The following is a 17,206-nucleotide window of genomic DNA, read 5'->3' as shown; positions in this document are numbered from 1 at the left end:
TCGCGCGCGTGCCCGTCGTAACCTGGCAATCATGAAACAGTGCACGCACGCCGACGCGCTGCCGCACCCGGAACCAGGTCCGCTCAGCGAGACCTGTCCCGAGTGTCTGGCGGAGGGCTGGCACCCGGTGCAACTGCGGTTGTGCCTCACCTGCGGTCACGTCGGCTGCTGCGACTCCTCGCCGGGACGGCACGCCACCGGGCACCACAAGGAGTCCGGGCACCCGGTCATGCGGACGTTCGAGCCCGGCGAGCGCTGGCGGTGGTGCTTCGTCGACCACGTACTGGTGTGACGGCGACGTACGCTGGACGACCGGGGATCCGGACGGTTCGACCGTCTGACGCCTGGGTACGTCAACCCGGCGCGCGCTCTTCCCAATTGGAGCCGCAGACCCCTAGACACGGAGCGTATCCACAGGTTTACTGTGAGTGACGGCAAGGGGTTGGGGTCCTGGGGACAGGAAAGTTCAGAGCGCGATAGCGTCACCGCTGAACCACACATCGCGTTACCCCGGGGGGCGACCCTCGGCCCCGAGAAGCTTGTACCACCTTGGAGGTGAGGGTGTCCCAGATCGCAGGCGAGCCCGCGACCCAGGACTTCGTGGAAGTCCGGCTGCCGGCTGCGGGTGCCTACCTGTCGGTGCTGCGTACGGCGACTGCCGGTCTCGCGGCCCGTTTGGACTTCACCCTCGACGAGATCGAGGACCTGCGCATCGCGGTCGACGAGGCCTGCGCGATCCTGCTCCAGCAGGCCGTGCCCGGCTCGGTGCTCAGCTGCGTCTTCCGACTCGTCGACGACTCGCTCGAGGTCACCGTCTCGGCCCCGACCACGGACGGCCACGCCCCCTCCAGGGACACCTTCGCCTGGACCGTCCTGTCCGCTCTCGCGGGCAAGGTCTCCTCCGCCGTGGACGAGGACAAAACCGTTTCGATCAGCCTCTACAAACAGCGCGGCGCGGGACCCGGGCCGGCGTGAGGAACGGGGACGGGCCGGTGCGGGACGAAGAGCGCGGCACACGGGAGCTGCCGGAAAGCACTCCCCCCTGCTCGGACGGAGCCGAGAGCCAGGGGGCGGGCCCTGACGGCCCGAGCGGATCCCGACGCATGGTCGACGGCATCGACGGCATCCCCGAGCAGGCGCGGCCTCACCCGGAGGACGACTCCGTGGAGGCGGGCCTCCTGGGCGACAGGCGGGATGACGAAGGTGCCGTGCAGGGCGCGCCTCTGGGCGGGCGGATCGGGGTCTCCCCTGCCCGAGTAGAGGCGCGGGCTCGGGAGAGGGCGACGGGCAGGACGATGAGCGAGCACGAGCGAAACGCCGAGGACGAGGCGATGGGCGCGCACAGCGCACAGGCGACGCAGCACGCCCCTCAGGACCGCAGCGGGGCGCGCGCGATGTTCATCGAGCTGCGCAAGCTGAAGGACGGCAGCCCGGAGTACGCCGAGCTGCGCAACAAGCTGGTCCGTATGCACCTGCCGCTCGTCGAGCACCTCGCGCGCCGCTTCCGCAACCGCGGCGAGCCGCTCGACGACCTCACCCAGGTCGCCACCATCGGCCTGATCAAGTCGGTCGACCGGTTCGACCCGGAGCGCGGCGTCGAGTTCTCGACCTACGCGACCCCGACGGTCGTCGGCGAGATCAAGCGGCACTTCCGCGACAAGGGCTGGGCGGTGCGGGTACCGCGGCGCCTCCAGGAGCTGCGTCTCGCCCTTACGACGGCCACCGCGGAGCTGTCCCAGCAGCACGGCCGCTCCCCCACCGTCCATGAACTCGCCGAGAAGCTGTCGATCTCGGAGGAGGAGGTCCTGGAGGGCCTGGAGTCCGCCAACGCGTACTCCACCCTGTCCCTGGACGTCCCCGACACGGACGACGAGTCCCCGGCGGTCGCCGACACCCTCGGCGCGGAGGACGAGGCGCTGGAGGGCGTCGAGTACCGCGAGTCCCTGAAGCCGCTGCTCGAGGACCTGCCGCCGCGCGAGAAGCGGATCCTGCTGCTGCGCTTCTTCGGCAACATGACCCAGTCGCAGATCGCGCAGGAGGTCGGCATCTCCCAGATGCACGTCTCCCGGCTGCTGGCCCGCACGCTGGCTCAGCTGCGGGAAAAGCTGCTGGTGGAGGAGTGACGACCCCTTCGGAGCCGACGACTACCGGAGCCGACGGCTACTTCTGATCCTGCGCGTCGCCGGGCCCCCGGATCCCGAGGGCCTGGGTCGTCGCCGGGTTGACCAGGAATACCAGGGTGGTGATCGCGACCACGGCGATCGCGATCCCCGCCGGAATGGCGATGCTGTCGGCCTGCAACAGGCTGTAGGCCACCGGCAGCGCCAGAATCTGCGTGATGACGGACGGCCCCCGGCTCCAACTGCGCTGAGCGAGGAGCCCCCGCGCGGCGAGCAACGGCAACAGGGCGAGCACGACGAGCGTCACCCCGAGCGTGACGGCCTGCTGCCGGTCGTCCGGGTCACCGGCGAGCCCCCGCACGAGCACCCACAGCCCGCCGACGGCAAGCCCCAGCCCTTCGAGCGCGGTGAGCACCGCGGCATACGTCAGCCGCCGCGGACGCGGACCGGTGGTTTCAGGGGTGGTGGGGGTCTGCTCCTTGGTCACCTCTGAAGGGTAGCCCCAGGCAACATCGCCCTCCCCGCCAACACCTGTGCGCGGCCAGGTCAGCCATTTTCAGCCCGTCGGGCGTTTGAGGACGAGCTCCCGGCCCGACGTCTCGGCGCCGGCCCAGGCATGTCAGCCCGTCCGGCGTTTGAGGACGAGGCCCCTTCCGGGCCGAAGCGGGGGCCTGGGGGCGGCAGCCCCCAGCAGGGCCCGCACCAACGCCGGGCACCCCCGAAAACCGGCCGCACCAAAACCACGGCCAAGCCCGACGCAGTCCCCCGTGTCGAGACTCACGCCCGTTCTCTTACTAGATCCCAACCTCGACCTGTGCCCGGTACCCCCCAGTAGGTACGCTGCCAGTCATGCGTGCACTTCTCGTGGTCAATCCGGCAGCAACCACCACAAGCGCACGTACGCGCGATGTCCTGATCCATGCGCTCGCCAGCGAGATGAAACTCGAGGCGGTCACCACCGAGTACCGCGGCCACGCCCGCGACCTGGGTCGACAGGCGGCCGACAGCGACGACGTCGACCTGGTGGTCGCCCTCGGCGGCGACGGCACGGTGAACGAGGTCGTCAACGGACTGCTGCACAACGGCCCCGACCCGGACCACCTCCCCCGCCTCGCCGTGGTCCCCGGCGGCTCCACCAACGTCTTCGCCCGCGCCCTCGGCCTGCCCAACGACGCCGTGGAGGCGACCGGCGCCCTGCTCGACGCCCTGCGCGAGGGCAGCGAACGTACGGTCGGCCTGGGGCTGACCACCGGCACCCCGGGCACGGAGGACGAAGGGGTACCGGGACGTTGGTTCACCTTCAACGCGGGCCTCGGCTTCGATGCCGGCGTGGTCGGGCGCGTCGAGCAGCAGCGCGAGCGCGGCAGAAAATCCACACACGCTCTCTACGTCCGCCAGGCCCTGCGCCAGTTCTTCGGCGAGGCGCACCGCCGCCACGGAACGATCACCCTGGAGCGTCCGGACGCGGAGCCGGTGACCGATCTGGTCCTCTCCATAGTCTCGAACACGTCCCCGTGGACCTTCTTGGGCAATCATCCGATGTACGCGTCGCCTAAGGCCTCGTTCGATAAAGGCCTCGACGTACTCGGTCTCAGCCGAATGACGACCGCCGCGGTTGCCCGATATGGCACCCAGTTGCTCACTTCGTCCCCCGAGCGCGGACCCCACGGGAAGCACGCGGCCTCCCTGCACGACCTGGACCAGTTCACCTTGCATTCGAAGGTGCCGTTGCCCCTCCAGATGGACGGCGACCACCTCGGGCTGCGTACGAGCGTGACGTTCACAGGCGTACGCCGTGCACTGCGTGTGATTGTGTGAGCGGAACGGGCTAAAGTCCTTTCACTCGAACGTTTAGGCCAGGATCCACCCCATGGAAGTACGGCTGTGACCTAGTAGACACCGAGGAATCAAAAAAAACTTTCCGGAAGGGGTTGTATCCGTCGCTGAGGTTTGCGAGTCTCTACGTGGCGATCGGGACGGCCCGCAAGACCGGCCTCCACTGATCACCGGAACCCCTCTTCAAATCACAGGACCTCGCCAGGGAACCTGGCGGTCGGCCCTTCACTTGTTGAGGGATTCGTGAAAGCGTTCACATTCACAAGCAACTTGCACGTAATACCAAGGAGAGGTAGCAGCCATGGACTGGCGTCACAACGCCGTTTGCCGCGAGGAAGACCCCGAGCTCTTCTTCCCCATCGGCAACACCGGTCCTGCGCTGCTGCAGATCGAGGAAGCCAAGGCCGTCTGCCGTCGCTGCCCCGTTATGGATCAGTGTCTGCAGTGGGCGCTCGAGTCCGGCCAGGACTCCGGCGTCTGGGGTGGTCTCAGCGAGGACGAGCGCCGCGCCATGAAGCGCCGCGCCGCCCGCAACCGGGCCCGTCAGGCCTCCGCCTGACAACACCCGCCCCGCAAACAGCCTGAGCTTGGCGGCGCGTACAGCGAGTACGCATCTCCCGCCCCCGAGCCGCAGCGCGCAGTACCCCCGATGCGCAGCGAATGCTGGCAACGAGCATGTTGAGCCCCAGCCCCCTGAACGGGCTGGGGCTCTTTGCTGTTCACTGGGGCTCTTTGCTGTTCGGTGCAGCTCCCCGTCGCCCACCGGACCTACTTGGGCGCCCGCACCGGAATGTCGAGGATCACCCGAGTCCCCCGCTCCGGCGCCGGCACCATGTCGAACGTGCCGCCCAACTCGCCCTCGACCAGGGTCCGTACGATCTGCAGGCCGAGGTTGCCCGCGGTGTGCGGGTCGAAGCCCTCGGGGAGGCCCACGCCGTCGTCCTGGACCGTGACCAGGAGGCGGGACTGCTTCGTCGTACCGCCACGGACCGCCGTGACCTCGACCGTGCCGGTTTCGCCCTCGCGGAAGCCGTGCTCCAGGGCGTTCTGGAGGATCTCGGTCAGGACCATCGACAGCGGGGTGGCGACCTCGGCGTCCAGGATGCCGAAGCGGCCGGTGCGCCGGCCATGGACCTTGCCGGGCGAGATCTCGGCGACCATCGCCAGCACCCGGTCGGCGATCTCGTCGAACTCGACGCGCTCGTCGAGGTTCTGCGAGAGCGTCTCGTGCACGATCGCGATCGAGCCGACCCGCCGTACCGCCTCTTCGAGTGCTTCGCGGCCACGGTCGGACTCGATGCGCCGGGCCTGGAGGCGGAGCAGGGCGGCCACGGTCTGGAGGTTGTTCTTCACCCGGTGGTGGATCTCCCGGATGGTCGCGTCCTTCGTGATCAACTCGCGCTCGCGGCGGCGCAGTTCGGTGACGTCCCGGAGCAGGACCAGCGAACCGATGCGGGTGCCCTTGGGGCTGAGCGGGATCGCGCGGAACTGGATGACCCCGTCGCCGGACTCGATCTCGAAGTTGCGGGGCGCCCAGCCGCTGGCGACCTTGGCGAGCGCCTCGTCCACCGGGCCGTGCGTCGGGGCGAGTTCGGCGGTGGTCATGCCCAGGTGGTGGCCGAGGAGGTCGGCGGCGAGGCCGAGGCGGTGGTAGGCGGAGAGCGCGTTCGGGGAGGCGTACTGGACGAGGCCGTCGGCGTCGACGCGGATCAGGCCGTCGCCGACACGCGGCGAGGCGTCCATGTCGACCTGCTGGCCCGCGAACGGGAACGCGCCGGCCGCGATCATCTGCGCGAGGTCCGAGGCACTTTGGAGGTACGTCAACTCCAGGCGGCTCGGGGTGCGGACGGTCAGCAGGTTGGTGTTGCGCGCGATGACACCGAGGACGCGCCCTTCCCGTCGTACCGGAATCGACTCGACGCGGACCGGCACCTCCTCGCGCCACTCGGGGTCGCCCTCCCGCACGATGCGGCCCTCGTCGAGCGCGGCGTCCAGCATCGGGCGGCGGCCGCGCGGGACGAGGTGGCCGACCATGTCGTCCTGGTACGAGGTGGGGCCGGTGTTGGGCCGCATCTGCGCCACCGAGACATAGCGGGTGCCGTCGCTGGTGGGGACCCACAGGACGAGGTCGGCGAAGGAGAGGTCGGAGAGCAGCTGCCACTCCGAGACCAGCAGGTGCAGCCACTCGAGGTCGGAGTCGTCGAGGGCCGTGTGCTGGCGTACGAGTTCGTTCATGGAGGGCACGTGGCCGAGCGTACCTGGCGGTACGGACATGACTCGAAACCAGCCACTTCAAGGGCCTACGGGGCCCGAAAACACCCGCGGGCCGCGGCGCCTGAGAGGGACCCTCAACCCTCCCGGCACCGCAGCCCGGAGCAATATCGGCCGTGGGGTGTGCGGTCCCGGTCGGCCGAAGGATGAGGAGCCGGGGCAGTCAGGGCAGAGAGCTCCGGTTCCTCGGTCCGTCTTCCTGTGCGGGGAAGACGGAAGTCAGTGCGTTCTTCTCCTACGCACTCCTTCGCATTGTGGACTAGACCACTCTGATGTGTCCATGCGTTGGAGCCTGTTTGCTGTTGACGCTTCTTCGCGGGCTCCGACCAGTCGGACAACTAATAGGACGCCCTGGCAACCACCACGCAGCCTAACCCGTGTGGGTTCATGTGCGGGGCCAGTTGGCCATGGCAATTTCCGCGAGTGCCTCCAGTTCCTCCCGGCTCGCCCCGTCGCGCGCCTGTTGTGACATGCCCTGGATCATCGCGCCGGCGTGCCGGGCGAGGACGGCGGCGTCCGCGTGGGGCGGGAGCATGCCGGTGGCGATGTCCGCCTCGATACGGCTCCGGATGGCGGCGATGCTGGCGTTGCGCCGTACCCGCAGGGACTCCTCGACCTCGGGTGTCGAGCAGTTGGTGGCCGCGTGGACGACGAGGCAGCCGTGCGGATGGGCCGGATCGGTGTACTCCACGGCCGCCTCGCGCAGTATCCGCGCCACGGCGGCGCGGGCGGTGGGCTCCTCGGCGAGGGCACGCTCGGTGAACGAGCCGTACCGCACGCCATACTCGCGGACCACCTCCTCGAAGAGGGACTGCTTGTCGCCGAAGGCGGCGTACAGGCTCGGGGCACCGATGTCCATGACGCGCGTGAGGTCGGAGACGGACGTCGCCTCGTAACCGCGCTCCCAGAAGGCGAGGATCGCCTTCTCGAGGGCGGTCTCGCGGTCGAAGGAGCGGGGGCGGCCACGGGGTTTGGACGCGGGACGGCCCTTCGCTCCGGTCTTGCCGGCCTTCCCGGCTTCTCCGGCCTCCTCGGTCGCCATGCTGCTCACCATGGAGTGCATTTTATAGCGGACACTAGACAAACGTCCGCGGCGTGATCTACGGTCATTTTTGTAGCGACCGCTAGAGAATTACGAAGGGGGCGCCGACATGGGTGCGCTTGCGGGCAGGACGGCTCTGGTCACGGGGGCGAGCAGGGGGATCGGGCGAGGGATCGCCGAGCGGCTGGGGCGCGACGGCGCGCGGGTCGGCGTGCACTACGGCAGGAACGAGGCGGCGGCGAAGGAGACGGTCGCCGCGATCGAGGCGGCGGGCGGCTCGGCCTTCCTGATCGGCGTCGAGCTGGGGCTGCCGGGCGATGCGGAGGCGTTGTGGGAGGAGTTCGACCGGCACGCGGACGGGGTGGACGTCCTGGTCAACAACGCGGGTATCGGCACGTCGTCGTCGCTCGGGCAGATCGACGAGGAGGAGTACGACAGAGTCTTCGCGGTGAACGTGAAGGCACCCCACTTCATCGTCAAGCGCGGCCTCGGCCGGCTGCGCGACGGCGGGCGGGTCATCAACATCTCCTCGGGGCTGGCGCGCACCGCGGCGATGCCGGAGCTGATGGCGTACTCCATGAGCAAGGGGGCGCTCGACGTCTTCACGCGTGACCTGTCCAAGGTGCTGGGCCCTCGCGGAATCACGGTGAACTCGGTGGCGCCGGGGATCATCGACACGGACAACACCGCCGAGCTCCTGCACGGCACCGAGGGCGGGTGGGCACAGGCCGCCGCACTGTCGGCACTCGGCCGGGTGGGCGAGACGGCCGATGTCGCCGACGTGGTGGCGTTCCTGGCGTCGGATGCGGGGCGGTGGGTGACGGGGAGCTGGGTGGACGCGACGGGCGGCTCACTGACGTAGCGACCCACCCTAGGGACCCGCGGGGTTCAGCGCGTCTCCGTCACCTTCGCCAACGCCCTGGGCGCGTCCGGGTCCTGGCCCCGGGCGATGGTGACCTCGTGGGCCAGGAGCTGCAGGGGGAGGATCTCCAGGATGGGCTGGACCTCCTCGGCCACGTTCTCGGTGGGCAGGACGAAGCCTGCCGAGGCCTGCTCGACCTGGTGCCGGGGGCCGATGACGACCAGGTCGGCGCCGCGGCCGCGGAGTCTGTCGAGGACGGGCTGGAGTGCCTCGCCGCCCTTGCCGTCGGTGACGACCGCGATGACCGGGGAGACGTTGTCGACCATGGCGAGCGGGCCGTGCAGGAGGTCGGCGCCGGAGTAGGCGAGCGCCGGGATGTAGCTGGTCTCCATCAGCTTGAGGGCGGCTTCCTTGGCCGTGGGGTAGCCGTAGCCGCGGGAGGTGATCACCATGCGCTCGGCGAAGCGGTACCGGGCGGCGAGGGTGCGGACCTCGTCCTGCCGGGCGAGCAGCTTCGCGGCGAGGTCCGGGAGCACCTGGGCGGGGGTTCCGTCGCCGCCGCGCAGTCCTTCGACGAAGAGGTACAGGGCGAGAAGGGAGGCCGTATAGGTCTTGGTCGCGGGGAGGGCCCGCTCCGGTCCGGCCATGATGTCGAGGTGGTACTCGGAGACGCCGGCCAGTGGGGAGTCGGGGTTGTTGGTCACCGCGAGCGTGATCGCGCCGGCCTCGCGGGCGGCCCGGGTCGAGGCCACCAGGTCCGGGGAGCCGCCGGACTGGCTGACGGTGACGACGAGGACGTCGGTGAGGTCGGGGCGGGCTCCGTAGGCGGTGGTGGTCGACATCGAGGTCAGGCCGCAGGGCAGGCCGAGGCGGATTTCGAGGAGGTACTTGGCGTAGAGCGCGGCGTTGTCGGAGGTGCCGCGGGCGGTGAGCAGGACGAAGCGGGGCTCGCGGGCGGCGATCTCCTGCGCGACCTTGCGGATGGCGGGGGTGCCGTCGGACAGGATCCGGCGCAGCACGGTGGGCTGCTCGGCCATCTCGCGGGCCATGATCCGGCCGGGTGCGTCGTTGTGGGGGGCGTGCGGGTCGGGAGGGTAGGGGGTCGTGGTGGTGGTCATGGGGCCCTTCCTGCTCTCGCGCTCGTGTGGTGCCGGGCGCTCGTCGTGCCGGGATCAGCGGCTCGTCGTGCCGTCGTGCCGGGATCAGCGGCTCGTCGTGCCAGGTGCTCCCACTCGTCGTACCGAGCCCTCCGTCTGTCATGCCGGGCGGAGCCGGTCGGCCGAGCGCTCCTGTCGCTTCGGCGGTCAGTCTCCATTCCACTCCCCCACGGGGAATGACGCCTGCCCGACGGTCTCCGGAAATGTCCATGGGGCTTGAGTGCACCTGGGCCCGGGAGTCCCGCTCTGTTAGATTGGTCTAAACCACATACCCCTTCAGGGTGCCCTTCGAGTCCCTCTTCAGATCGGCAGGCCCAGCGTGGAAGTTGTCATCGTTCCGGACGCCAAGGCGGGTGGCGAGCTGATAGCCGAGGCCATGGCCCAGTTGCTCGGGCGCAAGCCCGACGCCCTGCTCGGGGTGGCCACCGGGTCGACGCCACTGCCCATCTACGCGGCGCTCGTGGCCAAGGTGCGCGCCGGTGCGGTGGATGCCTCGCGGGCGCGGATCGCCCAGCTCGACGAGTACGTGGGGCTGCCCGCCGAGCATCCGGAGTCGTACCGGTCGGTGCTGCGGCGCGAGGTGCTGGAGCCGCTCGGGATCGAGATGGACGCGTTCATCGGGCCGGACGGCACGGCCGAGGACGTGCAGGGGGCGTGCGAGGCGTATGACGCGGCGCTGGCCGAGGCCGGGGGCGTCGATCTGCAGTTGCTCGGGATCGGGACCGACGGGCACATCGGGTTCAACGAGCCGTGTTCGTCGCTGGCGTCGCGGACGCGCATCAAGACGCTGACCGAGCAGACCCGGGTCGACAACGCGCGGTTCTTCGACGGGGACATCGAGCAGGTGCCGCATCACGTGATCACGCAGGGGATCGGCACGATCCTGGAGGCGCGGCACCTGGTGTTGCTGGCCACCGGTGAGGGCAAGGCGGACGCGGTCGCCGCGACCGTCGAGGGCCCGGTCGCGGCGGTCTGTCCGGCCTCGGCGCTGCAACTGCACCCGCACGCCACGGTCGTCGTCGACGAGGCCGCCGCGTCGAAGCTGAAGCTGGCCGACTACTTCCGGCACACCTACGTCAACAAGCCGGAGTGGCAGGGGATCTAGGGCACCTACCCCGTCGGCGAGGCGTGCCGGAGGGGGCTCTAGAGAGTGGCCGGCTCGTCCTCGGCCGGCTCGTCCTTGGCGGTCAGGCCGGCCACCCACACCGGCATCAGGAAGTGGACCACCAGGCCGGCGGCCAGGGCGGGCGGCGCATAGGTGCGGAGGGCGTCACCGTCAGCCGTGCCTGCCGCGAACAGGCCGAGCACGGCCACGGCCAGCAGAACGGTCGTCGCGCGGTGGGCGCGGGCGAGTACCTGGCTGCGTTCGGCCAACTGCCGCTCGTCCAGGGCGCGTTCGCGCAGTTCCAGCAAGCCTCGGGTGGCGCTGTTGATCAGCCCTTGCGCCACCATCCAGGGCAGCAGGAGCACGACCACAGCGACGGCGGCCCACGTCGGCTCCGCACGCGAGAGGCAGAAGTGCGTGAGCAGCGCGACGATGGCCGCCGTGAGCGCGACATGCGCGGCGACGGTCGATCGCCGACGTGCGGCCGTGGCGCGCAGCTGCCGCCCTCGGGGGTCGTTCATCACCCGCAGCATGGTCCGGTCGTAGCGCGTCATCCGCGTCGTCGTCATGGCTGTTTCCTCCCGTAGACCTCGTCCGTGAGCGGCCGGAACGGTTCGAGGGAGAACAGCGCCTCGACCGGCAGATCGAAGAACTTCGCGATCTTCAACGCCAGGTCGAGGCTCGGGTTGTACTGCCCCCGCTCGATGTAGCCGATGGTCTGGTAGTGGGCTCCCACTGCCTCGGCCAGGCTCTGGCGCGACACTTTCCGTTCGGCACGCACCATCGCCAACCTGTTGTGCACCTGCTCGCTCATGTATAAGAAGTACTACATTTGGAGGGAGGGCTGCAACCGGCACACGTCGAGTGACGCGAGGGCGGTCTCACGCTCCGGCGATGGCCTCCGCCGCCGCCCGCCCGCATACGCGGGCCGCGCCGAACGTGGCGATGTGCAGCGCGCCCCGGGGGTTCGCCTGCGGGACGCCCATTTCGACCACGATCGTGTCCGGGCGGGACCGCAACAGGGTGTCGAGAGCCGCCGCCATCCAGGGGTGGCGATGTTCGTCGCGGACGACGGCCACGATGCGCCGGCCGGCGGCCGCGGCCAGGGCCGCGCGCCCCGCCTCCTCCCCCGCGAAGCTGCCCGTCTCGGTGCCGGGGAGCAGGTGGGCCAGTTCGGCGGCGACACCCCAGGGGGTCTCGTCGCCGACCGCGATGTTCGCGACCGGGGTGAAGGCGGCGACGTACGGCGGTTCGGTGAGGGGGGTGAAGGGCTCCGTGGCCGCTGCTCCCCCCGGGCCGGTCAGCCGCAGGGCGCGGCGGGCGGCGACGAGGCCCACGTCCGGACGGGAATCACCCTCGGCCCGGGGAACCGTCGCCGTCCAACGGGCGAGTTCGCGGACCCGTTCCGCCGCCTCCGCCAGCCTGGCCTCGGGGAGTTCGCCGGTGCGGACCGCCGCGACCAGGGCGTCCCGCAGACGCCGTACCGTCTCGTCGTCCGCCAGCCCGCCGCCGACGCAGATCGCGTCGGCGCCGGCCGCGATGGCGAGGACGCTGCCGCGTTCGATGCCGTAGGTGGCGGCGATGGCCTGCATCTCCATGCCGTCGGTGACGATCAGGCCGGTGTAGCCGAGGTCGCCGCGCAGCAGGTCGGTCAGGACCGGGCGGGAGAGGGTCGCCGGGTGGTCGGGGTCCAGGGCGGGGACGAGGATGTGCGCGCTCATCATCGCCCTGGTGCCGGCGGCGATCGCCGCGCGGAACGGGGAGAGTTCACGGTCGGCCAGGACCGAGGCGTCCGCGTCGATGCGGGGCATGGCGTGGTGGGAGTCGACCGCCGTGTCGCCGTGGCCCGGGAAGTGCTTCGTGCAGGCGGCCACGCCCGCCGACTGGAGGCCGGTGACGTAGGCCGCGGTGTGCCGGGCGACCAGGGCGGGATCGGCGCCGAAGGACCGTACGCCGATCACCGGGTTGGAGGCATTGGAGTTCACGTCGGCCGACGGGGCCCAATTGAGGTTCACCCCGCAGGCGGCCAGGCGGCGCCCGAGTTCGGCGGCCACCTCCCGGGTCAGCTGCACGTCGTCCACCGCGCCCAGGGCGTGGTTGCCGGGGAAGCTGGAGCCGGTCCGCACCTCCAGCCTCGTCACATCACCCCCCTCCTCGTCGATCGCGACCAGCACGTCGTCCCGCTCGGCGCGCAACTGGGCCGTCAGCGCGGCCAGTTGCTCGGGCGAGGCGATGTTGCGGCCGAACAGGCCGACGGAGGCGAGGCCCTCACCGAGGCGGCGCAGCAGCCAGTCGGGGGCGCTGGTGCCGGTGAAGCCGGGCTGCAGAACGGTCAGGGCATCGCGCGTCAGAGTGTCGGTGCCGCTGGCGAATGTCGTCATCGGGTGGCGTTATCCCTTCACGGCGCCGGCCGTCAGGCCGCTGACAGCCCTGCGCTGCAGGAAGACGAAGAGGATCAGGATCGGGATGGCGAAGAGGGAGGACGCCGCCATCGTCGCGCCCCAGTCGTTGCCGAAGGCGGTCTGGAAGCTGGACAGCCACAGTGGCAGGGTCTGCGCCTCCGCCTCCTTGTTCAGCACCAGGACCAGGGGGAATTCATTCCATGCGGTGATGAAGCCGAACAGGGACGTGGACATCAGGCCCGGTGCCAGCAGCGGCAGGATGACCTTGCGGAAGGCCTGGGCGCGGGTGCAGCCGTCGACCATCGCGGCCTCCTCCAGGTCCCGGGGCACCGCGGCGACAAAGCCGCGCAGGGTCAGGATGGTGAAGGGCAGGATCATCATCATGTAGAAGACCGTCAGCGGCACGAGGCTGTTCAGCATCGAGGCGTCTCGGACGATCATGTACATCGCGATGATCATGACCTCCCAGGGTGCCATCTGGGCCACCATGAAGCCGATGACGAACCCGCGCCGCCCCTTGAACCGCATCCGGGCCAGGGCGAAGGAGCCGGCCAGCGCGACGACCAGGGCGAGGGCGACCGCGCAGAGCGTGACGATCAGCGAGTTGGAGACGTACGTCCAGAAGTGGTCGACGCCGGTCGCCCGCTTGAAGTGCTCGAAGGTGACGTCGGTCGGGAACCAGACCGGGTCCTCCGAGATGATGTCGCCGGTCGGCTTGAAGGCCGTGGCGAACATCCAGTACACGGGGAAGACGAAGCCGATGAACAGGACGACGGCCGTGACGTTGGGCCACAGGCGGCCGAAGAGCGAGCGCTTCACAGCCCGGCCTCCTCTTCCTCTTGCTTGAGCACGATCCTGAGGTAGTAGGCGGTCAGGCCGAGCAGGATCAGGATGGTCAGGACGGCGATGGCCGCGCCCATGCCGTAGTGCTGGTTGCCGACGCCCTCGATGTAGGCGTAGACGGGCAGGATCTCGGTGAGCCGGTCCGGGCCGCCGCCGTTGATGGTGAAGACCTGCACGAACGCCTTGAAGACCCAGATGATCTCCAGGAAGGTCGTGGCGTAGAGGAAGGGGCGCAGGAAGGGCAGCGTCACCGTGGTGAAGGACTTCCACGCGCCCGCGCCGTCCAGCGCCGCGGCCTCGTACAGCTCGTCGGGGATCGTGGTCGTCGCCGCGTAGAGGTTGATCGCGACGAACGGGATCGACTGCCAGACGATCAGCACCGTGACCACGAAGAACGTCGACATCTGGCTGCTGGTCCAGCTGTAGTCGGCCATGGAGTGCCAACCCAGCTTGTCCAGGACCCAGTTGACGACGCCGAAGCGCTGCGCGAACAGCCACTGGTAGACGGTGGTCGCGGCGACCACGGGCATCGCCCAGGCCAGCACCAGCCCGATCATCAGCATGACCCGCATCCGCGTCCCGAGGCGGGCGAGCAGCAGACCGACCAGGGCGCCCACGATCATGATGAGGACGACGTTGACCGCCGTGAACAGGATCGAGCGCAGGGTGACGCGCCAGAAGTCCTCGCCGGTGAGGACCTCCTTGTAGTTGTCGATGCCGTTCCACTCGGTGACGTGCTGGATCAGCTGCCCCATGTTGAGGTTCTGGAACGACAGCAGGACGTCCTTCACCAGCGGCCAGCCGAGCAGCAGCACGGTGGCCGCGCAGGCCGGCAGCAGCAGGAGGTACGGGGTGAGCGCGCCGACGCGGGACGCGGCTCGGGGCCCCGGGCCGGCCGGTCCGCTCTCGGCTTTCTCGACTGCGTCCACCGGGCCGGAGGGCGGCCGTTCGGTCTGCACGGTCATGCTCGCGATCTCTCTTCTCGACCTACGTACGTGGACCCGCGTACGGTCGCCGGGGCGGGAGGCGGCATGCGCATCCCCCACCCCGGCGCGAACCCGGTGCCGTTACTGCTGCTGGGCCAGACGCTTGTTGAACTCGTCCTCGACCTGCTTGGCCGCGTCGGCCGGCGACTTACCGTTCAGCACGGCGGTCATGTACGTCTTGATCGGGTTGGGCGCGTTCTCCACGGCTGCCCACTCCGGGATCAGCGGCGTGGTGCCACCGCCCGCGGCGGCCGGCGCGGCGGCCTCGGCGACGACGTTGCCCTTGAGGTTGGTCTGCAGCGACTCCTTGTTGGGGATGACGCCGTTGAGCTTGGCCAGCTCGCCCTCGTACGTGTCGTTCAGGGCGATCCGCAGGAACTCCTTGGCCAGCTCCTGCTTCTTGCTGCCCGCGGCGACCGCGAGGTTGGAGCCGCCGAGGAAGACACCCTCGGGCTTGTCGGCCGTGGCACCCGGGATGGTGAAGTAGCCGATCTCCTTCTCGATCTTCTTGTTGGCCTCGATCGCGATGCCGGCTTCCCAGCCCATGCCGATGAAGGCACCGACGTTGCCCTTGCCGAAGACCTCGCCCTGCTGCGGGGTGGCCTCGTCCTTGTCCTTGGGGGCCTTGGAGAGCTCCTGGAACTTCTTGTACGTCTCCATGGCGGCGGCGACCTTGGGGTCGGCGAGGTTGGAGACGTACTTGTCGCCGTCCTTCTTCACCAGCTCGGCGCCCTCACCGATGGTCAGGCCGACGAAGTGGTACCAGTTCTGGCCGGGCAGGTAGATCGGCTCGGCGTCGGTCTTCTCGCCGATCGTCTTCAGGTCGTCGTAGAACTCGTCGCGGGTCTTGGGGGTGTCCTTGATGCCCGCCTCGGCCCAGATCTTCTTGTTGTAGAGGACGACGCGGTTGGCGAAGTACCACGGCGCCGCGTACTGCTTGCCGTCGTAGATCGAGGACTCGTTGAGGGACTCGGTCCAGTCGGCGCCGATCTCGGTCTTGAGGTCGGCGAGGTCGGCGAGGCCGCCGGTCTTGGCGTAGGCCGGGGTCTGGGTGTTGCCGATCTCGAAGACGTCCGGCGGGTTCTCCTCGGACAGGGCGGTGGTCAGCTTCTGCTGGATGCCGTTCCACTGCTGGATCTCGAACTTGACCTTGGCCTTGGTCTTCTTCTCGAAGGCCGCTGCGACGTCCTTCTGCCACTGGTCCGGGGAGGATCCGTCCATCACCCACACCGTGAGCGTCTCGCCCGCGTAGCCGTCGGCCCCGGCCTTGTCGCCGCCGTCGCCGTTGTCGCCCCCGCACGCCGCCAGGGAGATCATCATGCCCGCGACACCGATCGCGGTTATCAGCTTGCGCTTCACGCCACCCTCCTCAGGGATGCTGCAAACCCCCCTGCCTCCCCGCACGAGCGTTGGGCCGGGACCTGGACCAATGGTGTAGACCAGTACCGGGAGCTTGGACCAGACCAGAAAGCGTGTCAAGGGTGCTCGAATAGGCTCCGACCAGCCGTTATGCGACCTACATATGCAGGAACCTTTAAGTAAGAAACCCTCGAAAACACAGCCCCGGGCATCGCGGCTCCGGTAGACCACTGAACCTTGTGGACTAGACCAAACGGGCCGCCGAGGGTATACAGAAGAGATCACGGAGCGTACGGGGACATGCCGTACGCTGCCGTGCCACGATGTGAGCCGCAGCCGGAGCCGGGAAGGCGGAGCATGAGCACCGACGTCAGCAGTGCGGAGAACGAGAACGGCACCACTGTCCGTACCGCCCGCGTGCCCAAGTACTACCGCCTGAAGAAGCACCTCCTCGACATGACGGAGACCCAGGCCCCGGGCACCCCGGTCCCGCCCGAGCGCACGCTGGCCGCCGAGTTCGACACCTCCCGCACGACCGTCCGCCAGGCCCTTCAGGAACTCGTCGTCGAGGGGCGCCTGGAGCGCATCCAGGGCAAGGGCACGTTCGTCGCCAAGCCGAAGGTCTCGCAGGCCCTCCAACTCACCTCGTACACCGAGGACATGCGCGCCCAGGGCCTGGAACCGACCTCCCAGCTGCTGGACATCGGCTACATCACCGCCGACGACCGCCTCGCCGACCTGCTCGACATCACGGCCGGCGGCCGGGTGCTGCGCATCGAGCGGCTGCGCATGGCGAACGGCGAGCCGATGGCCATCGAGACGACGCACCTGAGCGCGAAGCGCTTCCCGGCCCTGCGCAGGTCCCTCGTCAAGTACACCTCCCTCTACACCGCGCTCGCCGAGGTCTACGACGTCCATCTCGCCGAGGCCGAGGAGACCATCGAGACCTCCCTGGCCACCCCGCGCGAGGCCGGCCTGCTCGGCACCGACGTGGGCCTGCCGATGCTGATGCTGTCCCGGCACTCACTGGACCGGGAGGGGCAGCCGGTGGAGTGGGTGCGCTCGGTGTACCGGGGGGACCGGTACAAGTTCGTGGCGAGGTTGAAGAGGCCGCAGGATTGAGCCGGTTCGGGAAGGTGAAGGGACAACAACTCCCGCACGCGGTGTAGCGCCTGTCCCCAACCTGCTCTACGTTCCTCCCGTCGCCGCATGGACGGGAGGAC

18 protein-coding genes are annotated in these 17,206 nt (G+C 69.3%); 8 read left to right on the top strand and 10 right to left on the bottom strand.

Translation table 11 applies throughout. The annotated features are described in order from the left end of the window. The first annotated feature begins 31 nt into the window (after window positions 1-31). From ABD932_RS27185 to ABD932_RS27175, 3 genes are all read left to right on the top strand, one after another. Window positions 32-292 carry a UBP-type zinc finger domain-containing protein gene (locus ABD932_RS27185; RefSeq protein WP_345016188.1) on the top strand — a complete coding sequence of 87 codons (261 nt, stop codon included), beginning with the start codon at window positions 32-34 and terminating at the stop codon, window positions 290-292. 269 nt (window positions 293-561) lie between these two features. After that, window positions 562-975, top strand: a complete 414-nt coding sequence (locus tag ABD932_RS27180; protein WP_004925829.1) for an ATP-binding protein — start codon at window positions 562-564, stop codon at window positions 973-975. Window positions 976-992: 17 nt separating this feature from the next. Beyond that, the gene (locus ABD932_RS27175; RefSeq protein WP_345016186.1) at window positions 993-2,123 is read left to right on the top strand and encodes an RNA polymerase sigma factor SigF; all 1,131 of its coding nucleotides are present in this window, start codon (window positions 993-995) and stop codon (window positions 2,121-2,123) included. A gap of 37 nt (window positions 2,124-2,160) precedes the next feature. On the opposite strand, the gene ABD932_RS27170 is transcribed toward ABD932_RS27175, so the two are convergent. Continuing rightward, window positions 2,161-2,607 (bottom strand): hypothetical protein, encoded by a 447-nt coding sequence (locus ABD932_RS27170; protein ID WP_345016184.1) that lies wholly within the window; start codon window positions 2,605-2,607, stop codon window positions 2,161-2,163. Between the two features lie 362 nt (window positions 2,608-2,969). Here ABD932_RS27170 and ABD932_RS27165 point away from each other — a divergent pair, with 362 nt between their 5' ends. Beyond that, on the top strand, window positions 2,970-3,938 hold the full coding sequence (locus tag ABD932_RS27165) for a diacylglycerol/lipid kinase family protein (RefSeq protein WP_345016182.1): 969 nt from the start codon (window positions 2,970-2,972) through the stop codon (window positions 3,936-3,938). A gap of 319 nt (window positions 3,939-4,257) precedes the next feature. Beyond that, window positions 4,258-4,515: a WhiB family transcriptional regulator gene (locus tag ABD932_RS27160; RefSeq protein ID WP_006142322.1), complete on the top strand. Its 258-nt coding sequence runs from the start codon at window positions 4,258-4,260 to the stop codon at window positions 4,513-4,515. Window positions 4,516-4,724: 209 nt separating this feature from the next. Here the strand turns inward: ABD932_RS27160 and ABD932_RS27155 are convergent, their stop codons facing one another. Beyond that, window positions 4,725-6,191 (bottom strand): sensor histidine kinase, encoded by a 1,467-nt coding sequence (locus ABD932_RS27155; protein WP_345016431.1) that lies wholly within the window; start codon window positions 6,189-6,191, stop codon window positions 4,725-4,727. A gap of 421 nt (window positions 6,192-6,612) precedes the next feature. After that, window positions 6,613-7,281, bottom strand: a complete 669-nt coding sequence (locus ABD932_RS27150) for a TetR/AcrR family transcriptional regulator (RefSeq protein WP_345016179.1) — start codon at window positions 7,279-7,281, stop codon at window positions 6,613-6,615. A gap of 97 nt (window positions 7,282-7,378) precedes the next feature. Here ABD932_RS27150 and ABD932_RS27145 point away from each other — a divergent pair, with 97 nt between their 5' ends. Further along, complete coding sequence (locus ABD932_RS27145) at window positions 7,379-8,131, top strand: SDR family oxidoreductase (RefSeq protein WP_345016177.1); 753 nt, start codon at window positions 7,379-7,381, stop codon at window positions 8,129-8,131. 26 nt (window positions 8,132-8,157) lie between these two features. Here the strand turns inward: ABD932_RS27145 and ABD932_RS27140 are convergent, their stop codons facing one another. Then, complete coding sequence (locus tag ABD932_RS27140) at window positions 8,158-9,249, bottom strand: SIS domain-containing protein (protein WP_345016175.1); 1,092 nt, start codon at window positions 9,247-9,249, stop codon at window positions 8,158-8,160. A gap of 358 nt (window positions 9,250-9,607) precedes the next feature. On the opposite strand from ABD932_RS27140, the gene nagB reads away from it, so the two are divergent. Next, window positions 9,608-10,393 (top strand): glucosamine-6-phosphate deaminase, encoded by a 786-nt coding sequence (gene nagB / locus ABD932_RS27135; RefSeq protein WP_345016173.1) that lies wholly within the window; start codon window positions 9,608-9,610, stop codon window positions 10,391-10,393. Between the two features lie 38 nt (window positions 10,394-10,431). On the opposite strand, the gene ABD932_RS27130 is transcribed toward nagB, so the two are convergent. The 6 genes from ABD932_RS27130 to ABD932_RS27105 all read right to left on the bottom strand — a co-directional run bounded on the left by ABD932_RS27130 (window position 10,432) and on the right by ABD932_RS27105 (window position 15,983). After that, window positions 10,432-10,962 carry a hypothetical protein gene (locus ABD932_RS27130; protein ID WP_345016171.1) on the bottom strand — a complete coding sequence of 177 codons (531 nt, stop codon included), beginning with the start codon at window positions 10,960-10,962 and terminating at the stop codon, window positions 10,432-10,434. Continuing rightward, the gene (locus ABD932_RS27125; protein ID WP_030949243.1) at window positions 10,959-11,207 is read right to left on the bottom strand and encodes a helix-turn-helix transcriptional regulator; all 249 of its coding nucleotides are present in this window, start codon (window positions 11,205-11,207) and stop codon (window positions 10,959-10,961) included. The genes ABD932_RS27130 and ABD932_RS27125 overlap by 4 nt, the downstream gene beginning before the upstream one ends. Before the next feature lie 67 nt (window positions 11,208-11,274). Next, complete coding sequence (locus ABD932_RS27120) at window positions 11,275-12,774, bottom strand: glycoside hydrolase family 3 protein (protein ID WP_345016167.1); 1,500 nt, start codon at window positions 12,772-12,774, stop codon at window positions 11,275-11,277. 9 nt (window positions 12,775-12,783) lie between these two features. Continuing rightward, complete coding sequence (locus ABD932_RS27115) at window positions 12,784-13,614, bottom strand: carbohydrate ABC transporter permease (protein WP_345016165.1); 831 nt, start codon at window positions 13,612-13,614, stop codon at window positions 12,784-12,786. Beyond that, a complete protein-coding gene (locus tag ABD932_RS27110) occupies window positions 13,611-14,603 on the bottom strand; it encodes a carbohydrate ABC transporter permease (protein ID WP_345016163.1) in 993 nt (330 codons plus the stop codon). Before ABD932_RS27110 ends, ABD932_RS27115 begins: the two co-directional genes overlap by 4 nt. Before the next feature lie 102 nt (window positions 14,604-14,705). Beyond that, the gene (locus ABD932_RS27105; protein WP_345016161.1) at window positions 14,706-15,983 is read right to left on the bottom strand and encodes an extracellular solute-binding protein; all 1,278 of its coding nucleotides are present in this window, start codon (window positions 15,981-15,983) and stop codon (window positions 14,706-14,708) included. A 357-nt stretch (window positions 15,984-16,340) separates the two neighbouring features. On the opposite strand from ABD932_RS27105, the gene ABD932_RS27100 reads away from it, so the two are divergent. Beyond that, window positions 16,341-17,105: a GntR family transcriptional regulator gene (locus ABD932_RS27100; protein WP_126394972.1), complete on the top strand. Its 765-nt coding sequence runs from the start codon at window positions 16,341-16,343 to the stop codon at window positions 17,103-17,105. Window positions 17,106-17,206 lie beyond the last annotated feature (101 nt).

It is taken from the genome of Streptomyces shaanxiensis (assembly GCF_039537145.1).
Taxonomy (GTDB): domain Bacteria; phylum Actinomycetota; class Actinomycetes; order Streptomycetales; family Streptomycetaceae; genus Streptomyces; species Streptomyces shaanxiensis.
The sequence above is the reverse complement of the archived record's forward strand: the minus strand, read 5'-3'. Positions and strand labels throughout refer to the sequence as shown.